This window comes from Mesorhizobium sp. M0011, assembly GCF_040324155.1.
Lineage (GTDB): Bacteria > Pseudomonadota > Alphaproteobacteria > Rhizobiales > Rhizobiaceae > Mesorhizobium.
Map to the genome: position 1 here is coordinate 65,041 of NZ_JAMYVQ010000003.1, position 24,369 is coordinate 89,409.

At 64.6% G+C, this 24,369-nt stretch carries 31 protein-coding genes; 17 read left to right on the forward strand and 14 right to left on the reverse strand.

Annotation, left to right across the window (positions count from 1 at the left end):
- Window positions 1-201 precede the first annotated feature (201 nt).
- Window positions 202-906, forward strand: a complete 705-nt coding sequence (locus NKK51_RS04255; RefSeq protein ID WP_023813289.1) for an XRE family transcriptional regulator — start codon at window positions 202-204, stop codon at window positions 904-906.
- A gap of 241 nt (window positions 907-1,147) precedes the next feature.
- Here NKK51_RS04255 and NKK51_RS04260 read toward each other — a convergent pair whose 3' ends face one another.
- Window positions 1,148-1,450 (reverse strand): hypothetical protein, encoded by a 303-nt coding sequence (locus tag NKK51_RS04260; RefSeq protein WP_031213614.1) that lies wholly within the window; start codon window positions 1,448-1,450, stop codon window positions 1,148-1,150.
- A gap of 189 nt (window positions 1,451-1,639) precedes the next feature.
- Here NKK51_RS04260 and NKK51_RS04265 point away from each other — a divergent pair, with 189 nt between their 5' ends.
- Together NKK51_RS04265 and NKK51_RS04270 are read left to right on the forward strand one after the other, a co-directional pair.
- Window positions 1,640-2,008, forward strand: coding sequence for a hypothetical protein (locus NKK51_RS04265; protein WP_023813287.1), 369 nt, complete (start codon window positions 1,640-1,642; stop codon window positions 2,006-2,008).
- Complete coding sequence (locus NKK51_RS04270) at window positions 2,005-2,214, forward strand: hypothetical protein (RefSeq protein ID WP_352551407.1); 210 nt, start codon at window positions 2,005-2,007, stop codon at window positions 2,212-2,214. Before NKK51_RS04265 ends, NKK51_RS04270 begins: the two co-directional genes overlap by 4 nt.
- A 36-nt stretch (window positions 2,215-2,250) precedes the next feature.
- On the opposite strand, the gene NKK51_RS04275 is transcribed toward NKK51_RS04270, so the two are convergent.
- The 4 genes from NKK51_RS04275 to NKK51_RS04290 form a co-directional block, all read right to left on the reverse strand.
- On the reverse strand, window positions 2,251-2,595 hold the full coding sequence (locus NKK51_RS04275; RefSeq protein WP_352551409.1) for a hypothetical protein: 345 nt from the start codon (window positions 2,593-2,595) through the stop codon (window positions 2,251-2,253).
- 286 nt (window positions 2,596-2,881) lie between these two features.
- Window positions 2,882-3,898: an ABC transporter permease gene (locus NKK51_RS04280; protein ID WP_027035281.1), complete on the reverse strand. Its 1,017-nt coding sequence runs from the start codon at window positions 3,896-3,898 to the stop codon at window positions 2,882-2,884.
- Window positions 3,895-5,457 carry a sugar ABC transporter ATP-binding protein gene (locus tag NKK51_RS04285; protein WP_352551411.1) on the reverse strand — a complete coding sequence of 521 codons (1,563 nt, stop codon included), beginning with the start codon at window positions 5,455-5,457 and terminating at the stop codon, window positions 3,895-3,897. The genes NKK51_RS04280 and NKK51_RS04285 overlap by 4 nt, the downstream gene beginning before the upstream one ends.
- 247 nt (window positions 5,458-5,704) lie before the next feature.
- Entirely contained in the window at window positions 5,705-6,652 is a 948-nt protein-coding gene (locus NKK51_RS04290) for a substrate-binding domain-containing protein (RefSeq protein WP_013530574.1), read from the reverse strand.
- 344 nt (window positions 6,653-6,996) lie between these two features.
- Between NKK51_RS04290 and NKK51_RS04295 the strand changes: the two genes are divergently transcribed.
- Window positions 6,997-7,695, forward strand: coding sequence for a RibD family protein (locus tag NKK51_RS04295; protein WP_352551414.1), 699 nt, complete (start codon window positions 6,997-6,999; stop codon window positions 7,693-7,695).
- A 90-nt stretch (window positions 7,696-7,785) separates the two neighbouring features.
- Here NKK51_RS04295 and NKK51_RS04300 read toward each other — a convergent pair whose 3' ends face one another.
- Complete coding sequence (locus NKK51_RS04300; protein ID WP_352551416.1) at window positions 7,786-8,676, reverse strand: SDR family oxidoreductase; 891 nt, start codon at window positions 8,674-8,676, stop codon at window positions 7,786-7,788.
- Window positions 8,677-8,768: 92 nt separating this feature from the next.
- Here NKK51_RS04300 and NKK51_RS04305 point away from each other — a divergent pair, with 92 nt between their 5' ends.
- The gene (locus NKK51_RS04305) at window positions 8,769-9,602 is read left to right on the forward strand and encodes a helix-turn-helix transcriptional regulator (RefSeq protein WP_164893074.1); all 834 of its coding nucleotides are present in this window, start codon (window positions 8,769-8,771) and stop codon (window positions 9,600-9,602) included.
- Window positions 9,603-9,639: 37 nt separating this feature from the next.
- On the opposite strand, the gene NKK51_RS04310 is transcribed toward NKK51_RS04305, so the two are convergent.
- Window positions 9,640-10,092 (reverse strand): SRPBCC family protein, encoded by a 453-nt coding sequence (locus NKK51_RS04310; RefSeq protein ID WP_128305611.1) that lies wholly within the window; start codon window positions 10,090-10,092, stop codon window positions 9,640-9,642.
- A gap of 161 nt (window positions 10,093-10,253) precedes the next feature.
- On the opposite strand from NKK51_RS04310, the gene NKK51_RS04315 reads away from it, so the two are divergent.
- On the forward strand, window positions 10,254-11,006 hold the full coding sequence (locus NKK51_RS04315; RefSeq protein WP_031213612.1) for a pseudouridine synthase: 753 nt from the start codon (window positions 10,254-10,256) through the stop codon (window positions 11,004-11,006).
- 127 nt (window positions 11,007-11,133) lie between these two features.
- The gene (locus tag NKK51_RS04320) at window positions 11,134-11,535 is read left to right on the forward strand and encodes a VOC family protein (RefSeq protein ID WP_127296300.1); all 402 of its coding nucleotides are present in this window, start codon (window positions 11,134-11,136) and stop codon (window positions 11,533-11,535) included.
- Window positions 11,536-11,565: 30 nt separating this feature from the next.
- Here NKK51_RS04320 and NKK51_RS04325 read toward each other — a convergent pair whose 3' ends face one another.
- A complete protein-coding gene (locus NKK51_RS04325; protein WP_128305600.1) occupies window positions 11,566-12,147 on the reverse strand; it encodes a histidine phosphatase family protein in 582 nt (193 codons plus the stop codon).
- Window positions 12,148-12,354: 207 nt separating this feature from the next.
- On the opposite strand from NKK51_RS04325, the gene NKK51_RS04330 reads away from it, so the two are divergent.
- The 3 genes from NKK51_RS04330 (at window position 12,355) to NKK51_RS04340 (ending at window position 13,702) form a co-directional block, all read left to right on the forward strand.
- A complete protein-coding gene (locus NKK51_RS04330; RefSeq protein ID WP_023813270.1) occupies window positions 12,355-12,804 on the forward strand; it encodes a universal stress protein in 450 nt (149 codons plus the stop codon).
- A 107-nt stretch (window positions 12,805-12,911) separates the two neighbouring features.
- Entirely contained in the window at window positions 12,912-13,187 is a 276-nt protein-coding gene (locus NKK51_RS04335; protein ID WP_023813269.1) for a type II toxin-antitoxin system TacA family antitoxin, read from the forward strand.
- The gene (locus tag NKK51_RS04340; protein WP_023813268.1) at window positions 13,184-13,702 is read left to right on the forward strand and encodes an acetyltransferase; all 519 of its coding nucleotides are present in this window, start codon (window positions 13,184-13,186) and stop codon (window positions 13,700-13,702) included. Before NKK51_RS04335 ends, NKK51_RS04340 begins: the two co-directional genes overlap by 4 nt.
- A gap of 14 nt (window positions 13,703-13,716) precedes the next feature.
- Here the strand turns inward: NKK51_RS04340 and NKK51_RS04345 are convergent, their stop codons facing one another.
- Together NKK51_RS04345 and NKK51_RS04350 are read right to left on the reverse strand one after the other, a co-directional pair.
- Window positions 13,717-14,466, reverse strand: a complete 750-nt coding sequence (locus tag NKK51_RS04345; RefSeq protein WP_023813267.1) for a sulfite exporter TauE/SafE family protein — start codon at window positions 14,464-14,466, stop codon at window positions 13,717-13,719.
- 21 nt (window positions 14,467-14,487) lie between these two features.
- Window positions 14,488-14,694, reverse strand: coding sequence for a hypothetical protein (locus NKK51_RS04350; protein ID WP_023813266.1), 207 nt, complete (start codon window positions 14,692-14,694; stop codon window positions 14,488-14,490).
- A 138-nt stretch (window positions 14,695-14,832) separates the two neighbouring features.
- Between NKK51_RS04350 and NKK51_RS04355 the strand changes: the two genes are divergently transcribed.
- The 7 genes from NKK51_RS04355 to NKK51_RS04385 all read left to right on the forward strand — a co-directional run bounded on the left by NKK51_RS04355 (window position 14,833) and on the right by NKK51_RS04385 (window position 20,620).
- Window positions 14,833-15,696 carry a LysR substrate-binding domain-containing protein gene (locus tag NKK51_RS04355; protein ID WP_352551420.1) on the forward strand — a complete coding sequence of 288 codons (864 nt, stop codon included), beginning with the start codon at window positions 14,833-14,835 and terminating at the stop codon, window positions 15,694-15,696.
- Window positions 15,697-15,828: 132 nt separating this feature from the next.
- The gene (locus NKK51_RS04360; RefSeq protein WP_023813263.1) at window positions 15,829-16,329 is read left to right on the forward strand and encodes an Lrp/AsnC family transcriptional regulator; all 501 of its coding nucleotides are present in this window, start codon (window positions 15,829-15,831) and stop codon (window positions 16,327-16,329) included.
- Window positions 16,326-17,489, forward strand: coding sequence for a saccharopine dehydrogenase family protein (locus NKK51_RS04365; RefSeq protein ID WP_352551422.1), 1,164 nt, complete (start codon window positions 16,326-16,328; stop codon window positions 17,487-17,489). Before NKK51_RS04360 ends, NKK51_RS04365 begins: the two co-directional genes overlap by 4 nt.
- 109 nt (window positions 17,490-17,598) lie before the next feature.
- A complete protein-coding gene (locus NKK51_RS04370) occupies window positions 17,599-18,387 on the forward strand; it encodes an ABC transporter substrate-binding protein (RefSeq protein WP_023813261.1) in 789 nt (262 codons plus the stop codon).
- A gap of 105 nt (window positions 18,388-18,492) precedes the next feature.
- Complete coding sequence (locus NKK51_RS04375; protein WP_023813260.1) at window positions 18,493-19,164, forward strand: amino acid ABC transporter permease; 672 nt, start codon at window positions 18,493-18,495, stop codon at window positions 19,162-19,164.
- Window positions 19,161-19,835 (forward strand): amino acid ABC transporter permease, encoded by a 675-nt coding sequence (locus NKK51_RS04380; RefSeq protein ID WP_023813259.1) that lies wholly within the window; start codon window positions 19,161-19,163, stop codon window positions 19,833-19,835. Before NKK51_RS04375 ends, NKK51_RS04380 begins: the two co-directional genes overlap by 4 nt.
- Before the next feature lie 26 nt (window positions 19,836-19,861).
- Window positions 19,862-20,620: an amino acid ABC transporter ATP-binding protein gene (locus NKK51_RS04385; RefSeq protein WP_023813258.1), complete on the forward strand. Its 759-nt coding sequence runs from the start codon at window positions 19,862-19,864 to the stop codon at window positions 20,618-20,620.
- A gap of 9 nt (window positions 20,621-20,629) precedes the next feature.
- On the opposite strand, the gene NKK51_RS04390 is transcribed toward NKK51_RS04385, so the two are convergent.
- The 4 genes from NKK51_RS04390 to NKK51_RS04405 all read right to left on the reverse strand — a co-directional run bounded on the left by NKK51_RS04390 (window position 20,630) and on the right by NKK51_RS04405 (window position 24,361).
- Complete coding sequence (locus NKK51_RS04390) at window positions 20,630-21,142, reverse strand: hypothetical protein (RefSeq protein ID WP_352551425.1); 513 nt, start codon at window positions 21,140-21,142, stop codon at window positions 20,630-20,632.
- Window positions 21,143-21,346: 204 nt separating this feature from the next.
- The gene (arsK, locus tag NKK51_RS04395) at window positions 21,347-22,576 is read right to left on the reverse strand and encodes an arsenite efflux MFS transporter ArsK (protein ID WP_352551427.1); all 1,230 of its coding nucleotides are present in this window, start codon (window positions 22,574-22,576) and stop codon (window positions 21,347-21,349) included.
- The gene (locus NKK51_RS04400) at window positions 22,569-23,996 is read right to left on the reverse strand and encodes an NAD(P)-binding domain-containing protein (protein ID WP_352551429.1); all 1,428 of its coding nucleotides are present in this window, start codon (window positions 23,994-23,996) and stop codon (window positions 22,569-22,571) included. The genes arsK and NKK51_RS04400 overlap by 8 nt, the downstream gene beginning before the upstream one ends.
- 44 nt (window positions 23,997-24,040) lie before the next feature.
- A complete protein-coding gene (locus NKK51_RS04405; RefSeq protein ID WP_352551431.1) occupies window positions 24,041-24,361 on the reverse strand; it encodes an ArsR/SmtB family transcription factor in 321 nt (106 codons plus the stop codon).
- Window positions 24,362-24,369 lie beyond the last annotated feature (8 nt).

Here is a 24,369-nt window from a genome sequence, read left to right on the forward strand (position 1 = left end):
CGGGCTTCACCCCGGCCGGGGAGGAGGACGGCCGGGGCGGAAGGGAATGGGCGGCGGTTATGACCGCCGGATGCGCCTCGCGTGAGGCCGGCGACTCGGCGCCATCAAAGCTGGACAGGTTTTGCATGACCAGATATAAGCATAACTCGAAAATATATGCAAGCCATTCTTTCATAGACGAGGGCCGCTTTCATCGCTCACATGGGCGCCATGGCAAAAACGGAACTGTCGATCAAGGTCGGGGCGGCGATCCGCAAGGCGCGCAAGCAGCGCGGCCTGGTCATGCGCCACATTGCGGAGCACAACGACACCGATGTCGCCGCCGTCGGCAACTGGGAGACCGGCCGCAATCTGCCCAAGACCGAGAACCTCCTGAAGACCGCCGCCTTCCTGCGCGTCGACCCGGTGGCGCTGGGCCAAGGGCAGGTCGTGTTTCTCGACGATGCCGGCCCGGTCGCCGACGCGGAGATCGTCACCGATGCCGGTCCGCTGCCCGCCGGTTCGATGGATATCGAGGTGCTAGGCGCGGCCGTCGGCGGCGACGATGGCGATTTCACCTTCAACGGCGAGCCGGCAGGCTACGTCCAGCGCCCGCCGGGCGTGCGCAACCTGCCGAAGGTGTTCGCCCTGCACGTGCTCTCGGATTCCATGGTGCCGCGTTACGAGCCCGGCGACCTGATCTATTGCGGCGGCCGCGACGCGGTGCCCGGCGACCACGTGGTGATCGAGACCTTCCCCGAAGAAAACGAGCGCAACGGCAAGGCCTTCATCAAGAAGCTGGTCAAACGCACGGCGGGCGAGTTGGTGGTCGAGCAATACAATCCGCCGAAGACGCTGACCTTCAACCGCTACGCCATCAAACATGTCTGGCGCGTGATTTCGCTGAAGGAATTGCTGGGGTATTGAGGAGCGCTTCTTGCCTTCTCCCCTTGCGGGGGTGAAAGGCGGTCCGCACAGCGGACGAAAAGCCAATTGCTTGGCTTTTCGAGCCTTGAACGCCCTGAGCTTGCGAAGGGCCGGGTAGCGCAGGATCCACCTGCCGGGTCCCCGCTGCTTCGCAGCGCCCCGGCGTTCGCTGGCCTTTGATCGTGCCACTGGCACGATCAATTCGCTTACGCGAACCGGCCGTTCACCCTTTCGACAAGACTCAAGCCCGCCGCGCTCCCTCCAGCGGCACCTCGCGATCGCTCAGCATCTGCGCTTCGCTACGCACGCGCTGGCGCTCGTCGATGAAGGCCGCCTGGATCGTAACGGTCGCCCCCGGCAGTCCGTCGGCACGGCAGGCCGAGCAGACGATGCGGCCCGACAGAGCGGCAAGCGGCGTGTTCCTCGTCACGCCGAACCGCTTCAACTGATCGGGCCGCCACCAACGGTTGCGGCCGCAATCCGCGCACTCGACCGAGATCGAGGCGACATGCGCCATTGTTGGTTCCCTGCCCGGCAATGCCATCGCCCCTGCCTCGTCTTTGTTCCTGATTTGTTCGCATATTCCTGTGTTTTGCGCCCGGAGTCGAGTCGCAGTTTTCAAACTTTCCCAGAAGTTTTTCTTCTAAGGTAATTTGAGTTATGCTTTCACGCTGGATATGCAAATGTGAGTCGGAGCACGAACCCGCCCATTGTATCAAACCCGGGAGCGATAATGGACGCCCTTGCCGCCGATTTTGCCCGTTCCTGCGGTTACGCCGGCGACAGCCTGGCCCTGCTTGAAGCCTTCGAAGCCATCCGCCGCAACGGCATCGCCCACGCCCGTCAGGATCACGTCAGGCGCAAGGCGGTGATCGACGCGTTGAAACCGTCGGAGGCGCTGTTCCTGGCCGCGATTGGCCCGGCCCTCTCGGCGGAGGAGGCCATCGAGGACGCCGTCCGCTTCATAGCCTGCTGGCGCAACATACCGCGCTGGCGCCAGGAGCGGCGCCTGCCCGACCTGATCAGGGCCAAGCAACAGCGGCTGGTGGCGCGGTATTTTCGTCGCCATGGCCATCTTCTATGGGCGCGCGAAGCAGCGTGAGGCTGGACCAGCCATTTGCGGGTTCCATCAGCAATTTTTTCTTTCTAGACTGCGCAGGGGCGATCGACTCGACCGGCACCATGGGTGCGGCCGAGGCCACCGGCGCCGGGCTCGGCAGCCCGTCCACTGAGGCCTGCAGGGCCGACCAGAAATTGCGGCTCATCAGCCATTGCAGCGCCGTGTCCTTCCAGCGGCTGATCACGTAGAGACCGACGAAGATCCAGTTGGCAGCGCGATGGTGATCATCCGCACCAGCCGCGAGCCGCGCCGGTCCACAGCACCCGGCTCTTGACGGCTTGCGCCTCGGTGGTTGCGGCCTTGTCCGCGCTGCGCTGCGCGGCCAGCACATGCGGCAGGCCGGGGCGCAACACATGGAACATCGCCACCGTCACCACCAGCTGCGCCAGCGCCACCAGCGTCAGCATCGCCAGCCCGGCGAAGTGATTGGCCAGCGCCACCTTCGCCGCGAGCTGCATGAGGAGATCGCCGACCAGCACGCCGGCCAGCACCAAGGCGATGAGCTGCGGCCAGAACCGCCGCAGCAGCGAAAAACTCAAGGTGATCGGTCTGATGATATCGGCAAACATGAGGTTCTCTCACGATGCCACCCGCCCCAAGTCTTTCTAGCAAAGCATGGTTGTTTTGCAAGGAATGGGTGAGCTTCACCCGGCAAGCGAAGGTGCGAGGCACCCCCCTCTGTCCTGCCGGACATCTCCCCCGCAAGGGGGGAGATTGGATGTCATGACTGCTTTCGCCAATTTTCAAAGTTGAAGAAGAAGCAACGAAGACGAAGCTGCCAATCTCCCCCCTTGCGGGGGAGATGTCCGGCAGGACAGAGGGGGGTGCCTGGGCGCCAACAGCTCCCTTTGCTCCTCACCTTCTCACCCGCGATTTCAGCCACCGGTCGAACGCCACCGCCAGGATCAGGATGAGCCCGATGACGATGCTTTGCGTGTAGGACGAGACGTTGTTGAACTGCAGCCCGTTTTGCAGCACGCCGATGAGCGCCGCGCCCACCACCGTGCCGCCGACAGAGCCGATGCCGCCGAACAGCGAGGTGCCGCCGATGACGACGGCCGAGATGACCGTCAGCTCGTAACCAATACCGGCGACTGCTTCGGAGGAGTTCAGCCGCGCCGACAGCACGAAGGCGGCAAGCCCGGCAAAGAAGCCGACGATGACATAGACCGAGACCAGGATGCGGTCGACGCGCAGGCCCGACAGCCTTGCCGCCTCGGCATTGCCGCCGACGGCATAGACGGCTCGCCCGTAGCGCGTGTAGCGCAGCACGATGTGGCACAGGATGGCGGCCGCGGCGAAGATCAGCGCCGGCACCGGCACGGGGCCGATCAGCCCGGTTCCGAACCAGCGCATCGAGGCGTCGAAGCCCGAGATCGGGCCGCCGTTTGAGATGGTCAGCGTCAGCCCGCGAAACACCGTCAGCCCGCCCAGCGTGACGACGAAGGGCGGCACTTTTAGCCGGGTGATGACAAGCCCTTGCACCCCGCCGGCAGCAGCGCCCACAACGACGGCGGCCAAGAGTGCTGCGAACCAGCCGAACCCTTGCGTGCCGCTCGTCGACAGCGACAGCGTGTTGGCGGAGCCGCCCTTGGCGACCACGGCGGCGACCATACCGCAGAAGGCGAGCAGCGAACCGACCGACAGGTCGATGCCGGCGGTGAGGATGACGAAGGTCATGCCGAGCGCAATCAGCCCGGTGATCGAGATCTGCCTTGTGATGTTGAACAAATTGATCGGGTCCATGAAGCTCGGCTTCAGCACCGTGAAGACGATGATCAGCGCCACCAGGAACAGCAGCGGCCCGAAGCTCATCAAAAGCCGCGCGAAGTTGATACCGCCGCGCTGATCCTGTTCCCCCGCCACGCTCATAGTATCTCCTTGCGGTCGAGTGCCATCAGTTCCATCAGTCTTTCCTCGTTTGCCTCGACGCCCGGCATCTGGCCGGTGATGCGTCCCCGGCGCATGGTGACGATGCGGTCCGACACCGCAAGCACCTCGGGCAGCTCGGACGAAATCATCATCACCGCAATGCCGCGCGCCGCAAGCTGCACCAGGATCTGGTGCACCTCTGTCTTGGCGCCGACATCGACGCCGCGAGTCGGCTCGTCGACGATCAGCACTTTCGGATCGCGCGCCAGCCAGCGCGCCAGGATCACCTTCTGCTGGTTGCCGCCCGACAGGCCTTCGATCGCCTGCTCGGCCGAAGCCATGCGGATCGACAGCATCTTGCGAAACCCGGACAGCGCATCGCGCTCGCGCCGCTCGGCCATGAAGCCGAAACCGTTGCTGAAGCTGCCCAGCGAAGCGATGGAGAAATTCGGCAGGATGCCCAGCGCGGCAAAGATCGCCTGGTGCTTGCGGTCCTCCGGTAGCAGGCCGATGCCGAGCGCAATGGCGTCCGCGGGTGATGCCGGGGTGATCGGCTTCCCGTCGAGCGTGATGGTGCCGGCCGCGATGCGGTCGGCGCCGAAGATGGCGCGCGCCAGTTCCGTGCGGCCGGACCCCACAAGCCCGGCGACGCCGAGGATTTCACCGGCCTTGAGGTCGATGTCGACGCCGTCGAGCACGATGGCGTGGGGCGCCTCGGGGTCGCGAACGGTGCGCAGGCCGCGCACCGACAGCACGATATCGCCGGCCACCGCGCGCTGCGCCGGCCGGGCGTAGAGCTCGGACGCCGCGCGGCCGACCATCTTCTCGATGATTTTGGGCAGCGCGATCGGTCCGCCCTCGCGGTTAAGATGCCCGGCCAGCCGCCCGTCGCGCAGCACCGTCATGCGATCGCATATGGCGGACGCTTCCTCCAGCCGGTGGGTGACGAACATGATGGCGACCTTGTCCTTGCGCAGCCGATCCATGATCGACAGCAGCCGCTGCACCTCGGTCTCGGTCAGCGCCGAGGTCGGCTCGTCCATGATGATCAGCCGGCTTTTCAGCGACAGGGCGCGGGCAATCTCGACCAGTTGCTGTTCGGCCACCGACAGCGCCGACACCGGCGTCATCGGATCGATGGAGAGGCCGACGCGGGCGATGATCGAGCGCGACTCTTGCTCCATGCGCCCCCAACTCACCAGCCCGAGCGGACCGATCGGCGCGCGGCCGATAAAGATATTCTCCGCCACAGTCAGCGTCGGGATCAGGCTCAGTTCCTGGTAGATGGTGACGATGCCGAGCCGCTTGGCATCCTGCGGGCTGGAGGGATGATAATCGGCACCGTCGAAAGTGATGCGGCCGCCCGACGGCGGCATGACGCCCGAGAGGATTTTCAAGAGCGTCGACTTGCCGGCGCCGTTTTCGCCCAGCAGGCCGAGGATTTCGCCGGGGCGGATGTCGAGCGAGACATCGCTCAGCGCGGTCACGCCGGCGAAATGCTTGGTGATGCCCTCGACGGCAAGCAGGATGGGCTCGGGCGATGCGGCTTCAGCTGGCAAGGGTTGCTCCTCTGATGCAGTTCATGCCGGCACGCTCAGCACTTGAACACCCCCCTCTGGCCTGCCGGCCATCTCCCCCGCAAGGGGGGAGATCGGCAGCTTTGCTGGTAGCGCTTTTCCTGCGGTGTGGAGATTGGCGAAAGCAGGACGGACAGCCAATCTCCCCCCTTGCGGGGGAGATGTCCGGCAGGACAGAGGGGGGTGCTGTCCCACCGGCTTTGCCAATCGGCCGATCCCCGCCAAACCCCTACTTCGTCTCGCCAATCCTCTCCGCCTTGTCGAGATTGTCCTTGCCGATGACGATCGGCGTCAAAAGCACCAGCTTCTCCTTCGGCTCGGTCTTGTCCTTGGCAAAGGCCACCGCGATGCGCACCGCGGTGCGCGACTGCTCGCCGGGAAACTGCTCGACGGTGCCCGCAAGCTTGCCGTCGCGCACCGCGACCAGCGCTTCCGGCAGTGCATCGAAGCCGTAGATCTTGACGTCGGTGAAGTTGCGAGCGGCGCAGGCCTCCATGGCGCCCAGCGCCATGTCGTCATTGGCGCAGACGATGGCGTCGGGCTTGCCATTGGCGGCAAGGCCGGCCTCGGTCACCGACAGCGCCTCGGCGCGGGCGAAGTTGGCGGTCTGCTCGAAGACGATCTGATACTTGTCCTTCAAGGGATCGAGCACATTGTGCACGCCCTTGTTGCGGTCGATCGCCGGGCCGGCACCGGGCTGGCCCTGCAGATGGAACAGCTTGGCGCCGTTCGGGAACGCCGCCACCACGGCGTTGGCTTCCGCCTCGCCGCCCTTCACATTGTCGGCGCCGACATGCGCGAGGATGCCCTCGACGCCGTCGACGCGGCGGTCGATCGTCACTACGGGAACGCCGGCCTTGACCGCTTCCTCGATGGCCGGCGCCAGCGCATTGACGTCGAGCGGCGAGATGACGATGGCGTTGACCTTCTGCACCAGGGCGGCCTCGATGTCGGCGGTCTGCTTGGTGGCCGAGTTCTGGCCGTCGCTTTCGGTCAGATTGACGCCTTGCGTGGCGGCTTCCGCCTTGATCTCGTTCAGCATGTGCACGAAGAACGGAAAGCCGAGACTGGGCACCGAGCCAAGGATGGTGAGCTTATCCTGCGCAAACACCGAGGGCGCGGCAACCATCATGGCGCCGAAAGCCGCGGACGACAGCAGGAATTCACGTCTGTTCATGGGATCCTCCTCCACAAGAACGCACGACCCGAAAACCGGATCGGTTTCAGGAAGGATCATGCGTCGGTTAAAAGTGTGGAGCATCCTCCCTGCGCCCGAAAACGCATGCCGCTCCAGCTGGCCGCCGCTGTAAAAAGAGCCTCCCACCGACGCCTGCGCAGGGATGCTACCCAGCGCCAACCGTTTGTGCAACATCGATATAACAGAGGTGCCGGGCAATTTATCGGAATTGTCGGATTTTTGGATTGCGGGCTGACATCTCACTGAGGCGTCTGGCTTCCATTCCCTCGACCCGGCACTACCTTGGATTGACCCGCGAAGCTTTTGTGATCTGGAGAACCCGTATGAAGCCGCAAATCATCTGCCATATGCTCGCATCACTCGACGGCAGCCTTCATCCAAGCCGCTACACGACAAGTCCGGACGGGACCCGGGCGGAGTGGTCGAGCCTCTACGAGCATATCCACAATGATCTCGCGGCTGACGCCTGGATCGTCGGCCGCGTCACCATGGCCGAGATGAGCAAGGCCGGCGCGCATCCGCCGGCCAATACCGGCAAGGTCGACCGGCCCTATCATTTCGCGCAAAGGGATGCGGGCAGTTATGCCGTGGCGCTCGATGCCTCGGGCAAGCTTCATTTTTCCAAACCCGACATCGGCGGCGACCATGTCGTGGTGCTGCTTGGGCGTGACGTTGCCGACAGCCATCTGGCCGAGCTCGCCGCCGACGGCGTGTCCTATATCGTGTCGGAAGCGGCGGATATGGATCTCGCCGCGATGGTCGAGGTGCTCGGACGCGAACTCGGCATCCGCCGGCTGCTGCTCGAGGGCGGTGCCGGCATCAACGGCTCGTTCCTTGCGGCCGGGCTCGTCGATGAACTGAGCCTTCTCGTCGCACCCGCGATCGATGGACGGGCCGCGAACCAGGCGTTCGTCGAGTTCGGCGAGAGTGGCCTGCCGGGCAAGATGCAGTTGTCCCTGAAGAGCTGCGAAGCGCTGGCGCATGGACTTGTCCATCTGCGTTACGCAGTTACTCCTGGATGAGGGCTGACCGCCTCGTACAGAAGGGCCGGCAATCTGACTGAAGATTACCGGCCCCTGTATCGTCAGCTTCAGCGCCGATGCTTCAGTCGATCAAGCAGCGTATCGCATGGCATCGAGATCGGCGATCAGCGTCGGGCCGGTCGGGTGCCAGCCCAATCGTGCCTGTGTCAGCGCGCTGGAGGCCGGCAGATCCATCGGCGCGAACATCGCCATCCAGCCGAAATGCTCCGCCGCTCTTTCAGGCGCGATGGAAACGACCGGCAATTTCAGGCCCCGGCCAAGCGCCTCGGCGATGGCCCGCACCTCGACGCCTTCCTCGCCGACCACGTGATAGCGCGCGCCCGGCTGCCGCTTTTCCACGGCCAGCCGGTAAAGCCGCGCGGCGTCGAGGAGATGGCCCGCGGAGAAGCGGTTGCGGCCTTCGCCGACATAGGCCGAGACGCCTTTTTCACGCGCGAATTCGATGAGCGGCGTGATAAGCCCTTGCTTGACCGGATTGTGGACCTGCGGCAGCCGCACCACCGACACATTGATGCCGGCGTCCAGCAAGGCATTGCCGGCCAGCTCCGAGGCGATGCGCGGATTGGGGTGGTCGGGATTGAAGACGTCCTCGATCGCCAGTTCGCCATGCCCGGGGCTGCCCATGCCGACCCCGGAGGTGATCACCAGCGGCCGGTCGGAGCCGGCCAGCGCGGCGCCGAGTGCGGCGATGACGCGCTTGTCCTTTTCGCAATTTTCGGCAAACCGCGAAAAATCGTGGTCGAACGCCGTGTGGATCACAGCCTCCGCCTTGGCCGCGCCGTCGCGCAGCCCCTCGGGATCTTCGAGGGTCCCCCGGTGCACCTCGGCACCAGCGGCAGCCAGCGCCTCGGCGCCGGCGTCGGAGCGGGTCACGCCGACCACCTGGTGGCCCGCCTTGATGAGTTCGGGAACCAGCGCCGAACCGATGAAACCGGTCGCGCCGGTGAGAAAGATACGCATGCAAAATCTCCTGCACTAGTTGCCTGCGTAATATTGCTGGTCTATATATCCTATTAAAGTAGTGATCTTATCATGGTATAATGCCTAACAGGATGCCCTCCAATCCCGCCGGCTCGCTGGCAGCGTTCCTCAAAGACCGGCGCACGCGGCTCGATCCGGCTTCCTTCGGCTTTTCGGGCCGCCGACGCACGCCGGGACTGCGCCGGGAAGAGGTCGCCCAGCGCGCCAACATAAGCCCGACCTGGTACACATGGCTGGAGCAGGGCCGCGGCGGCGCACCCTCGGCCGATGTCCTCAATCGCATCGCCAAGGGGCTGCTGCTGACCGAGGCGGAACGCGAACATCTTTTCATGCTCGGGCTGGGGCGCCCGCCCGAGGTCCGCTACAGAGGCGACGAGGGCGTCAGCCCCCGGCTGCAGCGCCTCATCGACACGCTCGATGCCAGCCCCGCCATAGTCAGGACCGCCACCTGGGACGTCGTTGCCTGGAACCGCGCCGCGCGGGTCGTGCTGACCGACTACAGCGCCCTGCCCGAAGGCGAGCGCAACATCCTGCGTTTCATGTTCCTGCGCCCCGTCATCCGCGCCAAGCAGCACGATTGGAAAAACCTGGCCCGTTTCGTGGTCGCTTCGTTCCGTGCCGATGCGGCACGCGCCGGCGCTGTCTCCGAGGTGCGCGAGCTCGTCGACGAACTCTGCAGCGCCAGCCCGGAATTCGACGCGCTGTGGCGCGAAAACGACGTGCTCAGCCACGGCGACGGGACAAAGCGCCTGAAGCACCCGGAACTCGGTGATATCGAACTGGAATATTCGGGCTTCGCGGTCGACGGCCGGCCGGATCTGAGCCTGACCGTCTACAACCCGGTCGACAGCGCCGTCGCCGACCGTATTCGCGCGCTGGCTCTCGCCCGACACCCCAAAGAGTAAGGGCCGGACGGCCCGTCCGCGGGGATGACGCCCGCCCTCAAGCGCGCTCGCAGACCGCTTTCAGGATTTGCAAGGTCGGCCCCCAGTAGAGATTGGCATGCGGACGGATCGCCGGTTCGGCGAAGTCGCTGAGCGTCAGCGTCAGCTTCGTCCCCCCATCCATCGGCGCCAGATCGAAGCTGACCACGGTGTGGTTTTCGGGCACGTCCGCCAGCCGCGAGGCCGACAGCGTGCTCCAGTAGCCGTACGCGAAGCTCTTTTCCGGCTCAAAAGCGCGGATGGTGCCATGGTTCTCGAACGGCATTCCGTGCAGCAGTCCGCGCATCACGATCGCGCCGCCGGCATGCCCTTGCAGGCTGACAGTCAACTCCTCGTCGGACATCCATTGCGGGATCATTTCTGGCATCGTCAGTATCCGCCAGACCTTGGCCGGCTCGGCACTGATGACGACGGTCTTGGTGATCGGCGAGATGTCGAGAGACTCACTCATGCGAAGCAAGTTTATCGCGGATGCGGCGGCGACAATATCGCCGGTCCAAGAACTGCGGATGCCGCCACTGCCCCCTTGCTTTGCGCACGATTGCAGCAGCGCGTCTTGCGAAGCCATTGCAGCCCGTGGCATTTGTCGGCTCCACCAGCACAGACGGCAGCATGACACCACGGCAGACACGACAAAGCGGCAGGCAGGCGGCGCCCGGCGTCAGCCTGAACCGGGCGCTGTCGAAGCTCGGCCTGTGCTCTCGCACGCAGGCCGAGGTGCTGATCGCCGAAGGCCGCGTGCGTGTCGGCGGCAAGGTCGTGCGCGATGCAGCCCTGCGCGTCGACCTCGACCGTGACCGCATCGTTGTCGACGACAGGCCGGTGGTTGCCGAGCGCAAGGTCTATCTCGTCCTCAACAAGCCGCGCGGGCTGGTCACCACCCGCGACGACCCGCAACAGCGCGACACCGTCTATGCCTGCCTGGAAGGGCTCGACCTGCCCTTCGTCTCCCCGGTCGGTCGCCTCGACAAGGCGAGCGAAGGCCTGCTGTTGATGACCAACGACACCCGGTTTGCCAACCGGCTGATGGATCCGGCCTCGCATTTGCCCAAGACCTATCACGTGCAGATCGGCATGGTGCCGGACGCAGCGATGCTGGACAAATTCCGCGCCGGCGTGACCGTCGATGGCGAGACCCTGAGCGCCAGTTCGATCGAACTTTTGCGCAGCGGCGGCCGCACCGCCTGGCTGGAGATCGTGCTCGACGAAGGCCGTAACCGCCACATCCGTCGCCTGCTCGCCGCGCACGGCGTCGAGGTTCTGCGCCTCATCCGCATCGCTATCGGCCGCCTGCCGCTCGGCGACCTCGCCAAGGGTACGGCACGGCATTTGACGCCGGAGGAACTGGAGCTGCTGGCGGGGTGAGCCCCGCGTATCGTCGATGTCGGCGGCCTTGCATCCGCGCCACCTCCTGACAGGAAGCTGTCAGGAGGCCTGGCCTATAGGTGACTCATGGGCCGGGCCGCGGCTCCAGCAATCCAGGAGCAAAACAATGAATTTCGTCTCTGTCCGCATCATCACGTCGGACGTCCAGCGTCTCGTGCGCTTCTATGGCGAGATCACCGGCATGCCCGTGACTATGTACACAGAAGACTTCGCCGAACTCGCGACACCTGCCTGCACGTTGGCAATCGGCAGCACGCGCACCTTGATGCTGTTCGGCGGCGACATCGCCCGCCCCGCCGACAACCACACGGCCATCCTCGAATTCCGCGTCGGCGACGTCGATGCTGAATTCGCCAGGCTCTCGGACCTACTCAGGGATGTAACGGTGCAAAAGCCGACCACAATGCCCTGGGGTAATCGCTCGCTGCTGTTTCGCGACCCCGATGGCAATCTGGTGAATTTCTTCACGCCGGTAACCGCCGAGGCGATCAGGAAATTCGACAGGTAGGGCGGAGCGGTACCGCCGGCCGATGCCGCACTACTTCTGGTTCCATTTCCGGATGACCGGCTCGCTCAGATCATGCTCGTAGCCGAGCACGCTGATGCTTGCCGTATCGAGCACGAACAGCGCGCCGCCTTCGGGCGGCAGCCCGATCCAGCGCGCCGCCAGCACGCGCAAAAAATGCGCGCTGGAAAACACCAACATGTCGGCATTGGCCTTGCGTAACCCGTCAATGATCCTGTCGGCCCGCGCGCCCACATCGGCCGCCATCTCGCCCTTTGGACAACCATCGCGAAACACATTCCAGCCGGGGCGCTCGGCCAGGATCTGTTTTGTCGTCAGCCCCTCATAGGCGCCATAGTCCCACTCCTGCAGATCGTCTTTCTTGACGCTCTGCGCGCCGAAGCCGGCCAATACGCTGGTGTTGTAGGCGCGCTGCGACGGGCTCGACCATACGGCCGAAAAGGACAGGCCCTTGAGCCTATCCGCGACGCCCCGCGCGGCGGCCTCGCCAACCGGGGTCAACGGCATGTCGGTGCGGCCGGTATGCTGCCCCGAAAGGCTCCATGCCGTCTCGCCATGCCGGACCAGATGGATTTGGGGATACACGCTGCTCATGAGATGCCTTTCGATGTGGTCCGGCACCTTAAGCGACGATGCGGCAAGGGGAATCCGCTTGGTACAAAACTGCGTGGTCGCCTGGCCTTGATCCGCGGCGGGCCGGCCCTGTGATCATCCTGGTGCCGCAACTATATCAAGGCCAGCCTCTACAAGGCTCCCGCCACCACAAGGGCACGGGCCCTTGCACAACAAGTCGAGATCATCATGTACAAACATCTGCTCATCGCCACGGACGGATCGGAACTGGCCGACAAGGGCGTTGCCCACGGCCTGACATTGGCCAAGGACCTCGGCGCTTCCGTCACCTTCGTTACCGTCTCGGAACCATTCCCGATCTTCGCCTGGGGCGGCGCCATGGCCGGCTATGCCGCCGGCGATGAGCTCGTCGCCTACAAGGAAGAGGCAGGCCGCTATGCCAAGGAAGTGCTCGCCAAATGCAAGGCGTCGGCGGACGCCGTTGGCGTGGCCGCGGAGGTGGTCCATGTCGAGGACAAGCGGCCCGCCGAAGCCATCCTGGAACTGTCGCAGGCCCTGCGCTGCGACCTGATCGTCATGGCCTCGCACGGCCGTCGCGGACTGGGCAAGCTGCTTCTCGGCAGCCAGACGGCGGAAGTGCTGTCCTACACGGAGATTGCGGTGCTGGTGGTGCGGTAACAGATTTGGCCCAGCGCGCTCCTCACATGCCCGTGAGGCTAAAGCGACAGGATTTATATTGTACGGATTCAATCCGTACCATATAATAGCAGACAAAGGAGATAGCCATGCCTCGCAACGTCGGTGATAACGGTCGAATCGATTTCCGGATTCCGCCCGAAGCGAAAGCCGTGATCGCACGTGCGGCCGCCTTGTCGAATGTCGGCCTGACCGAGTTCGTTACGCGCTCCGCACTGCGTGACGCCCAGGCTGCGATCGAACGCGCCGAACATCTTGCGCTGTCAGAACGGGACAGTCTGCGCGTCCTCGACCTGCTTGAAAACCCGCCCTCCCCGACCAACCGCCTTATCCGCGCCGCCAAAGCCGGCCAGACTCTCGCGTGAACTCCGTCACATGGCAAGAAGTGCCGATCGGGAGACAACATAACCGTGCCGCCTTCGACTGTGGCGACGCGGACCTCAACATCTATTTGCAGCGCTTTGCGCGTCAAAGTCATCAAAGCGGTGGCGCAAAAACTTTCGTCGCCGTGACGGCGCAAGATCCTTTGCGCATCCTCGGCTTCTACTCTCTCAGCCCGGCTTCGATCGACTTTGCCAGGACCCCGGCAGTCGCCAAACGCGGCCTTGGCCGCTATGACGTGCCGGTCTACCGTCTGGGTCGGCTCGCCGTAGACCGTACGATACAAGGCCGCGGCCTTGGCGGCGGTTTGCTGCTCGCCGCCGGGAAGCGCTGTATGGCAGTCGCGGAGGAGCTCGGCGGCGTTGCCTTGCTAATCGATGCCAAAGGTGACCAGGCTGCCCACTGGTATGAAGGTTACGGTGCGATCCGTCTGGATGACGCGCCGCTGTCCCTGGTCCTGCCTTTCGCCGCGATCGCCAAGGCGATAGCTGCATTCTGAACGCCTGCCGCAAGCTACAGAATACCGTCCTCCACAAGATAGACACCCAGCGCCAGCAATCCGACGAAGAACACTTTCCGGAAGGTCTCGATGCTCATCCTCCGGCGCAATGCCTGGCCGGCGAACATGCCGGCCAGCGCCGGCGCAAGGGCTGCGACCGATCCCGCCAGTTGCGCGCTCGGCGACGCCAGGGCACCGGTCCTGAACAGCCCGATGGCGAGCGCCGCCGTCGACACGGTGAAGGATAGGCCGAGCGCCTGGATCAGGTCTTCTTTCTCCAGCCGCAGCGATTGCAGATAGGGCACTGCCGGGATGACGAAGACGCCGGTGGCGCCGGTGACCAGCCCGGTCGCCACCCCGACCAGCGGTGACATCAAGGCTTCGTGGCGCACCGGCGTGGTGAAGCCGGCCTTGGCGAGGCCGAGGATCGCATAGAGCACAAGTGCGGCGCCCAGCCCGGCCGAAGCCGCGCCCGTATGCGTGCCGGTTAGCAGCCCGGCACCGGCAACGGTGCCGAGCATCACGCCGGCCATCATCGTCCATAGCCGCTTACACAGGCCGCCGAAGGACGGGCCGGTCAGCAATTGCCAGAGATTGGTGACCAACGACGGGATCAGCAGCAGCGCCGCGGCCTGCGCAGGCGGCATCGTCACCGCCAGCAGGCCCATCGCAACGGTCGGCAGCCCCATGCCGACGACGCCCTTGACGAAACCGGCGGCGAGGAACACGGCGCCGATCCAGGCGAGGACGCCGGCGCTCAGCATGGTCGTATCTTCAAGGCGGGATCAGTCATGCAGCAGCATATCGGTTGCGTCGGCATCCAGGCTGGCGGCCTTTGCCGGCGCCGCATCGCGGCTGGTGGATACGACCGTCGCCGCGCATCCCCGCAGGCCTGATCCCGCTGGCGCCATGGCAAGGCCAGCCACGGCAATGGCCAGCACGATCGCCGTGCTTTCGAGAATGCCGAGCCGGCCTGACGTTCGTTTGTTCATCACAATTCTCCTTCGAAACTGTTTGACGAAGATCCCGGCCGATCACAATGTGGAAGTTGTGCTGCCAACCTTCGGCCAGGACGAAGGCTGGAGGGCCGATCGCCTTCCCGGGCGCTGAATATTCGCAGGAGCAAAAGAATGCGCTTCGATCTGGTCGATCTCCGCCTGTTCCTGCTGGTGGCCGAACGCGGCAGCATCACCCATGGCGCCGAGCTTGCCGGCCTGGCCCTGGCGTCGGCCAGCGCCCGCATCAAGGGCATGGAGGAGCGGCTCGGCGCGCCGCTCCTGGAGCGCCGCCGCCGTGGTGTGGTGCCAACGCCGGCGGGACAGGCGCTGCTGCATCATGCGCGCGCCGTGCAGAACCAGATCGAGGCCATGACCGGCGATCTGGCCGCCTATGCCACCGGCCTGCGCGCCCGCGTCCGGCTGCTGGCCAACACCGCCGCTACAGCCGAGTTGCTGCGCGACATCCTGCCGGCTTTCCTTGTCGCCCATCCCCAGATCGACATCGATCTCGACGAGCGCCCCAGCCATGAGATCGCGCAAGCCGTGGCCAATGGTGCGGCCGATCTCGGCATCGCCGCAACCTGGGCCGGCCTGTCGCATCTCGAACAGAAACCGTTCTTCACCGACCGGCTGGTGGTGATCGCCGCGCGGAACCGGCCCGGCCTTGAAGGCCGCACCGTCAACCTCACTGAGGTTCTCGGCGAATCTTTCGTCGGCCTCAGCACCGGCCATGCGCTGCAGGAGCACATCACGCGCCAGGCGGCCCGCCTTGGCGGCCATCTGCATGTCCGCATCCGCGTGCCTGGCCTCGACAATGTCTGCCGGCTGGTCGCGCAAGGCGCCGGCATCGCCATCGTGCCGGAAAGTGCGGCGGGTCGTTCCGTGCGCACACTGCGGCTGACCGACGACTGGGCGACGCGCCAGCTCAACCTCTGCGCCCGCCGCTTCGAAGAGCTGACGCCACAGGCAAAACTGTTGGCGGCAGCGCTGGTCTGAGCCCTGACAGCGACCACCTATCACCAGTAGCGCTGAATCATTGCCTTGCTTTTCCAATATCCGTGACGTAGCTTGTTTGCACATTGGCAAAAAAACCGCCAAAGTTTTTTCCTTTTGTGAAAGACGGGGACTTTGCGAGAACATCTCGATCTGACCGATCGGCGGCTGGTCAAACAGCTGTCGCAGGATGCACAGCCGGGCATCAACCGCATCGCGGAGATATTGGCGATTTCGGTGCCGACGGTGCGCACGCGGTTGCGCAACCTGCTCGACCGCAACCTGCTCAAGATCGTCGGCCTGCTGAATCTGACCGAGCGCCCCGAGCTGATCTCGGCCATTGTCGGCATCAATGCCCAAGGGCGCGGCCGGGCTCGCGAACTGGCGCAGCGCATTGCCGAACTGCCCTTCGTCAACTCGGCCTCGGTGGTCACCGGGCGCTTCGACATCATCGTCGACGTGACGGTGGCCGGCGACGTCGCCGACCTCTACCGCGTCACCAGCGAGTTGATCCCCGGCGCCGGCGAGCCCGGCGAAGTCGTGCGCAGCGAGACCTTCGTGGTCATGGCGTCCTGCAACAAATGGGTCAGCCTGCCGGAAGGCTGCTGGTCAGACGACCGCAAGGAGCCGGCATGAAGATCGCGGTACTCGGCGGCCTCGGCCTGCAAGGCCGGGCGGCAATCGCCGACCTTGTTGCCAGCGACGGCGTCGAGGAAATCGTCTGCGTCGACACGGCAGCGGATGGCCCGGCTCGGCTTGCCGGCCTGACCGATCTTGCCCGTGTGCGCTTCGTCGTGCCTGAAGGCGCGATCGGCCCGGCGCAGGCCAATGTGCTTGATGATGTCGACGCCGTCATCGACCTGTTGCCGCAGCCATTGATGCGCGAGGCGGTGCAGGCCGCGATCGCCACGCGCACGCCGCTGGTCACCACCAACTACGCCAAGTCGATCGCCGATCTGGCGCCGGCCGCCGAACAAGCCGGCGTCTCGATCATGACCGAATGCGGGCTCGACCCCGGCATCGACCTCGTACTCTACGCGCGCGCCGCCAGGCAGTTCTCTTCGATCACCGCGATCGATTCCTATTGCGGCGGCATCCCCGAGCCGAAGGCGATGGCCAAGCCGCTGTGCTACAAGGTGAGCTGGAATTTCGACATGGTCCTGGTCAGCCAGAACCGCGACAGCGTCATGATCGAGGGCGGAAAGCGCGTCGCGGTGCCGGCCGGCCAGCAGCACGACAACCCTTTCATCCATGAGATCGAGGTCGCGGGCCTGGGCAGGCTGGAAGCGTTCCCAAATGGCGATGCGCTGCATTATGTCGAGATGCTGGATGCCGCCAAGGGGCTACGCCGCTCCGGTCGCTACACGCTGCGCTGGCCGGGATGGTCGGCCTTCTGGGCGCCGTTGAAGGAGCTTGGTTTCCTCTCTGAGGACAAGGTGCCCGGCACCTCCAACAGCCCGCGCGAATTCCTCGGCCGGCTGCTCGGCCCGCAACTGCAATATGGTCCCGGCGAGAAGGACCTGTGCGTGATGCGCAATGTCTTTTCCGGCCTCGAAGACGGCCGCGCCAAGACGGTGACGTCGGACCTGATCATCGAACGCGATCTCGTTTCCGGCCTGTTCGGCATGAGTCTCGGCGTCGGCTATCCCGCCAGCATCGTGGCGCAGATGCTGGCGCGTGGCGAGATCACCAAGCCCGGCCTGCTCAACCCGCTGCTCGATGTGCCTGACGAACCCTTCTTCGACGAGCTTGCCAGACGCGGCATCAAGGTCACCGAGACGGTGGCCTGGGACTGAGGATTTTCGAACGGTGGCCGCCGCCGGCAACGGCGCTGCCGCTCAAAAAGCACCCCAAAGGGTGAAAAACAACGAAGACATGGAACAATAAAACAAGGAGGACTACCAAATGAAGATTGCCAAGCTTTTCATCGCCGGACTTGCGCTCGCCGGCCTTACCACTGCTGCCTCAGCCGGAACACTGGACGACATCACCAAGCGCGGCGAACTGCGTGTCGCCGTGCAGACCCAGGGACCCCCTTTCTCGCTGGTTGGCGCCAATGGCGAACGCACCGGCAGTTCGGTCGAACTGGCCGAACTGATGGCCAAGGAAATGGGAGTCAAAATCACCTTCCTCGACTTCGACTGGGACGGCCTGATCCCCGCACTGCTGTCGGGCAAGGCCGACCTCTTGGTCGCCGACATGACGCCGACGCTGGCGCGCGGCATGAAGGTCGCCTTCACCACGCCTTACATGTACACCGGCAGCACCGTCTTCACCAAGGCCGACAGCAAGTTCAAGACCACCGAAGACTGCAAGGCCAAGGGCACCAAGATCGCCGTGCTGCTCGGCGCCACCGGCGAGAAGGAAGCCAAGAAAGCCTTCCCCGACGCCGACATCAAGAGCTACAAGGGTGGCGGTCCGCTGCTGCTCGACGCCGTCAACAACGGCCAGGCCGATTGCGGCGTCAACGACGTCTCGGCGGTCAAGGGCCAGTCGACCGCCTATCCGGCCGGCAGCTTCACCATCATGCCGGACCTTCTGTCGAAGGAGCCGCTTGCCTTCGCCACCCGCTATGACGAGCCGGACCTGCTGGTCTGGATGAACCTGTTCCTCAACCAGGTCACCATCGACGGTCGCCTGCAGAAGAACCTCGACTACTGGGTCAATTCCGACGCCTGGAAGAAAGACCACTAAGCAGCGATAAAACCCAGGCGGTTTCGCGCGCGTCTCAAGCGCCGCGAACCGCCTGGAATTTCGCTTCATCCGTCGTTTCCTGCACTCTGGGGATTGCACCCAACGATGCTCGAAAATTTCAGTTTCCGCACCATCGTCGAATACCTGCCGCTGTTCGGACAGGGCCTGATCACGACCGTCTGGCTGTCGGCGCTGTCCTTTGTAGGGGCGCTCATCGTCGGCATCGTGCTGTGCGCCATGAATCTGCAGCGCGGCTGGCTGTTTCGTGTGCCGGCCAAGGCCTATATCGATGCGGTGCGCGCCACGCCCTTGCTGGCGCAGCTCTATTTTCTCTATTTCGGCCTGCCCCGGCTCGGCTTCGTCCTGCCGGAACTCGTCGTCGGCATCCTCGCGCTGTCGTTGAACAGCGGTGCCTATATCGCTGAAATCATTCGCGCCGGTATCTTGTCGATCCCGCGCGGCCAGGTCGAGGCCAGCGTCGCCTCGGGCATGACCTATGTCCAGCGCATGCGCCTTGTCGTCCTGCCGCAAGCCTTCAAGGTGACGATCCCGCCTCTGCTTGGCCAAGCCATCGTGCTGGTCAAGGATTCCGCCCTTCTGTCGCTGATCTCGGTTGCCGAACTGACGCGCGCCGGCCAGTTGCTCGCCTCCGACCGCTTCATGCCGGCCGAAGGTTTCCTCACCATCGCCGCCTTCTATCTGCTGCTCTATTACGGACTGAAGGGACTGGCTGGCGTCTCCAGCCGCTGGCTCGGCACGGCGGGGGCGCGGACATGATCTGGCAACAACTGCAAAGCCTCGCCGGCTCCTATCCGCTGGCCCTGCGCGGCCTCGGCATGACCGTGATGCTGTCGCTGATCAGCCTTGTGCTCGGCACCTTGCTCGGCTTCGGCCTCGGCATCCTGCGCACCGGCGGCAACCAGCTGATCTCGGGCTTGATCGGGGCCTGGGTCGACCTGATCCGCGGCACGCCGTTCCTCGTGCAGATCTTCCTGATCTTCTTCATCCTGCCGGAGTTCGGCATCGAGCTTGACGCCTTCACCGCCGGCATCATCGCGCTGACCAATCTGGCCGCCTGCTTCATCTGCGAGATCGTCGTCGCCGGCATCCGCTCGGTGCCGACCGGCCAGGTCGAGGCGGCGCTGGCGTCCGGCCTGTCGCGCTGGCAGCGCATGCGCCAGGTGGTGCTGCCGCAGGCGATGCGCATCGTGCTGCCGCCGCTGGTCGGGCAATATGTGCTGCTGATCAAGGATTCTTCGGTCGTCTCCGCCATCGGTCTCACCGACCTCACCCGCGTCGGCTGGCTGGTGGTGCAGCGTGTGCCCAACGGCCTCTTGGTCTTCTTCCTCGTCGGCGTCGGCTATTTCATCGTATGCTATCCGCTGATCATGCTGGCCCGTCGGCTGGAGCAGCGCATGGGCGCGGCACATGGCGAGGTGCAGTTGTGACTTCCAACCCCAAAGGTCCAGAAAACATGACCACAACGGGCCTTGCCAAGACCGGTATGATCGACTTTCGCGGCGTCAACAAATGGTTCGGCTCGCTCAACGTGCTCAAGGACATCACGCTCAGCGTCGAGCCGCGCGAAGTGGTCGTCGTCTGCGGCCCGAGCGGCTCGGGCAAAAGCACTCTGATCCGCTGCGTCAACGGCCTGGAGGCGATCAAGAACGGCGACCTCGTCGTCGACGGCCAACGCCTGGGCGACCCCGCCACCAACATGACGCAGCTGCGCACCGAGATCGGCTTCGTCTTCCAGTCGTTCAACCTCTACCCGCATAAGACGGCACTCGAGAACGTCACGCTAGCCCCCATCCATGTCCGCAAGATCCCGCGTGCCGAGGCTGAAAAAGCAGGCCGTGAATTGTTGGCCAAGGTTGGCCTCGCCGACAAGGTCAATGCCTATCCCGCACAGCTCTCCGGCGGCCAGCAGCAGCGCGTGGCGATCGCGCGTTGCCTCGGCATGCGGCCCAAGATCATGCTGTTCGACGAGCCGACCTCGGCGCTCGATCCCGAGATGATTTCCGAAGTGCTCGACGTCATGGTGGCGGTCGCCGAGGAAGGCATGACCATGATGGTGGTGACGCACGAGATGGGCTTTGCCCGCAAGGTCGCCCAGCGCGTGGTGTTCATGGACGCCGGCGCCATCGTCGAAAGCGGCACGCCGGACGAGTTCTTTTCACACCCCAAGACCGACCGCAGCCGCGCTTTCCTGAGCAAGATTCTCAGGCATTGATGTCACGCCTTATAAGACATGCTTCTTTTTCGGTGTATCGACGAACCTCCGTTTGGGCAATGCGGGGCTTCCGTCATTGACGACATAGCGCAAACGCGCTGCAAGCCGTGCTTCCGCTTCAGGCCAATCCTTGAGACTTACCGGAAGCCGCGCGATGAGCTTCAGTTCGCGATCGTAAAGATCCACATGGACGAAAGGAATGACGACGACAACGACAATGACTTGTCCAAAGCCTGCCAACTCGGAGAGTGGGATCGTTTTGTTTCTGAAGAGACGACGGTAGATGATGTTTTCGCCTTCGATGCTCCAACGTGCGTATTGGACAGCAATCCCGGCCACCATGAGACCGACAAGGAAAACACCGATGACCACTCCGGACCAAAGCTCGGCCGGGGTCTGCGCTTCGGGATGCGTGAAAATACCATAGATCATGGCTGCCAATGCGCCCGCGGCACCCAGACAGACCAACCATCCCAACGTTCGTTTTGCTGACCCGGTCTTGAATACAAAATCATTCTGCATAAGATTCCACCTGGTTCACTGTGACCGCGGGTAGCGGGAACCCCGCGACGCATTGGATGTTGAGCCGGTCTTCCCGGCGCTCCTTAAGAGCCAGGTTTCCGTCGGCAGTACACTGCGGTAGATGCAAAAGGGATTGCGGTCGATCCCCACTCTCAGCGTTCCGGACCCTTTTGCAGACCATCATGATCGGCGCCAGGTGCCAAGTCACGCGAGATGGGTCACGAACGCTGGCAGGCCGCCCCGCCGTCTGAGCAGCACGATGGCGAGGAAGGCGATCACGCCGCTCGCGGCGACGACCACCAGCACCCACAGCGAATTGGCGACGGATGTCCGCGCCATCATGAAGGCGAGCGCGAACGGCGCGAAGGCCGAGGTGAACTGACGGGCAGCGCTCGCCCATCCGAGCCGCGCACCATAGCCCTCGCGGCCGAAGAGTTCGAGCGGCAAGGTGCCGCCGACGATGCTGGTGAGGCCGGAACCGAGGCCGAACAGCAACACGAACAGGAAAGCGCCTGGCAGCCATGGCGTCGTCAGGAGCAGTGCGCACAGCCCTGCTGTGATCAGCGATGCGGCGACGACGGCAAGGTGCGTCTGCTGCAGGCGGCCGCCAAACAGCATGTTGATCAACCGGCTGGCGACCTGCGCCGGCCCGAACAGGGTCGAGACGAAGAGGCCTGCGGTTCCGAGCCCCAGCGCCGCCGTCAGCGGCACCATGTGGATGAGGATCGCCGACAGCACGAAGCCCTCGGTGGCGAACCCCGCCAGCATGAGCAGGAAGGCGGTCCGGCCGCGCCGCGCATCGAGCCGCGTGCCCGCTTCATCGGGGGCGGACCCGCGCTCTTCCGGCATGACTGTTGCATGGCGGCGCGACAGGCGCATCAGCCACGCGTGGATCGGCAGGCATAGGCTGAGATTGAGAGCGGCGAACAAAAGATAGACCTCGCGCCATGTCAGATGCGCATGCAGCGCCGAAGTCAGCGGCCAGAACAGGGTCGAGGCGAACCCGGCGATAAGCGTCAGATGGGTGATGCTGCGCTGCGGTCGGGGAACCCCGATCTGCACGATCGCAACGAAGGCGGCGCTGTAGAGAACGAAGCTGGAGGCCAGTTCCATCGCCAGCAAGGCCACAACGAAGCTCACGCGGTCGGGCGCGACGGCGCACAGCGCCAGCGCCACGGCTGCCGCCACCGAGCCGACGGTCATGATGCGGCCGGCGCCGAAGCGGTCGGCCCACCGCCCGGAAGTCGGCGCGAACAGGCTGCCGGCAAACAGCGAGGCCGACAGCGCGCCGAATACCCAACCTTCCCCGAGCCCGAACTCCCCAGCCATTGCCGGCGCCAAGATCGAGAAGCTGTAATAGAGCGTGCCGTAGCCGATGATCTGGGTCAGCCCAAGCGCACAGATCGCCTTGCGCAGGACGGATCGTTCAGGCATCGGCGCCGGCCGCCATATTCTCTCGCGTCTCGGTGGCCAGCGCGGTTGCGCAGCCGCAACCCGATGCGCCCGTGGCCTTGGCGTCCGCATCCCTGACGCAGCAGGCATCTACAGCGGCGGGCGCGGGCCCGCCACAGCAGCCGGCGCTTGCCGCTACCGTCACGACACCGACGGCGCTGCACACGCCGGTCTCCGGCAGCACCAGCCGCACCTCGCGGGCCGCGGCATGGTCTCCGGCAATATCGGCCACCACCGAGCGGACCTGCTCGTAGCCGGTCGCCATCAGGAAGGTCGGGGCACGGCCGTAGGATTTCGAGCCGACGATGGTGAAGCCCGGTTCGGGATGGGCGAGCTCTGCAATGCCATGCGCGGGAACCGTGCCGCATGAGTGGAAGTTTGGATCGATCAGCGGCGCCAGTGCCGGCGGCGCCTCGACGGCGGGATCAAGCGCGATGCGGATTTCGCTCAGGAACGACAGGTCTGGCCTGAAGCCGGTGGTGACGACGATGCGGTCGATGGCCAGGTTGAACGGCTTGCCACCTAGGTTGGCATCGACAACAAGCCCCTCGCCCTGCGTCTTGATGCCGTTGACGGCGAAGGGCGCCAGCATGTTCAGCCTGCCATCCGCCATCGCCTGCCTGGCCGCCAATCCAAGCGCGCCGCGTTCCGGCAACTGGTCGTTCAGCCCGCCGCCGAGCAATCTCTCGATGCTGGCGTGGCGCAGCGCCCAGAAGATTTCGGTGTCAGGCGCCGCATCCTGCAGCTCCATCAGCGCCAGCGCGACGTTGATGGCCGAGTGCCCGCCGCCTATGACCAGGATGCGCTTGCCCGCATAGTCTTCTCTCGCCTTGCCGAGCACGTCGGGAATGCCATAGGCGATGCGTGCCGATGCCTCGCCTTCGCCGGAAACCGGCAGCCCGTCGACGCCGATCGGATTTGGCTGCCACCATGTTCCGGACGCGTCGATGACGGCGCGCGCGAGAACGCGGTGTTCGCCGCCGGCATCGCGATAGCGGATGACGAAGGGCGCGTCCTTGCGGCCATCATTGGCGACCTTGTCGTGTCCCTGACGGGTGATCGCGGTGACCTCGGCGCCGAGCTTCAAATTGGCGGCCATCGCGGGAAGCCGGCCAAGCGGCGCCAGATAATCGCGCACGATCTCGCCGCCGGTCGGCAGGCCCTGGCTGTCCGGCGCCGTCCAGCCGGAGCGGTCGAGCAGCGCCCGCGCCGCCGCATCGATGTTGTATTTCCATGGCGAAAACACCCGCACATGGCCCCAATCGAGCAGCGCCGCACCCACGCTTTCGCCGCGCTCCAGGATCAGCGGACGAATGCCGCGCTCGACCAGATGCGCCGCGGCTGCCAGCCCGACCGGGCCGGCGCCGATCACCGCGACGGGAAGGTTTGTCATCATGTCCATAGGTTCGATCCTTCCGGTATGTTCGAATTATAAGTGCAAAAAAATCAAGCCAGCGCTTTGCCGACGGCGGGCGCGCAGACGGCGTCGGCGCAGCACTCGTCGGCGAGATAGCCGATCAGCGCATTCATGCCGGGATAGTTGGCGCGGCAGATCAGCGTCGTCGCTTGCCGCTCCTGCGTGACAAGCCCGGTGTCGACCAGCCGTTTGAGGTGATGCGACAGCGTCGATGACGGAATGTCGAGCTTGCCCTGGACGCTGCCGACGGCAAGCCCGTCCTCACCGGCGCGCACCAGGATGCGATAGAGCTGAAGCCGCGTCGGATTGCCGAGCGCTTCAAGCTGGGCGGCTGCTTTTTCGAGTTTCATGGAAATAA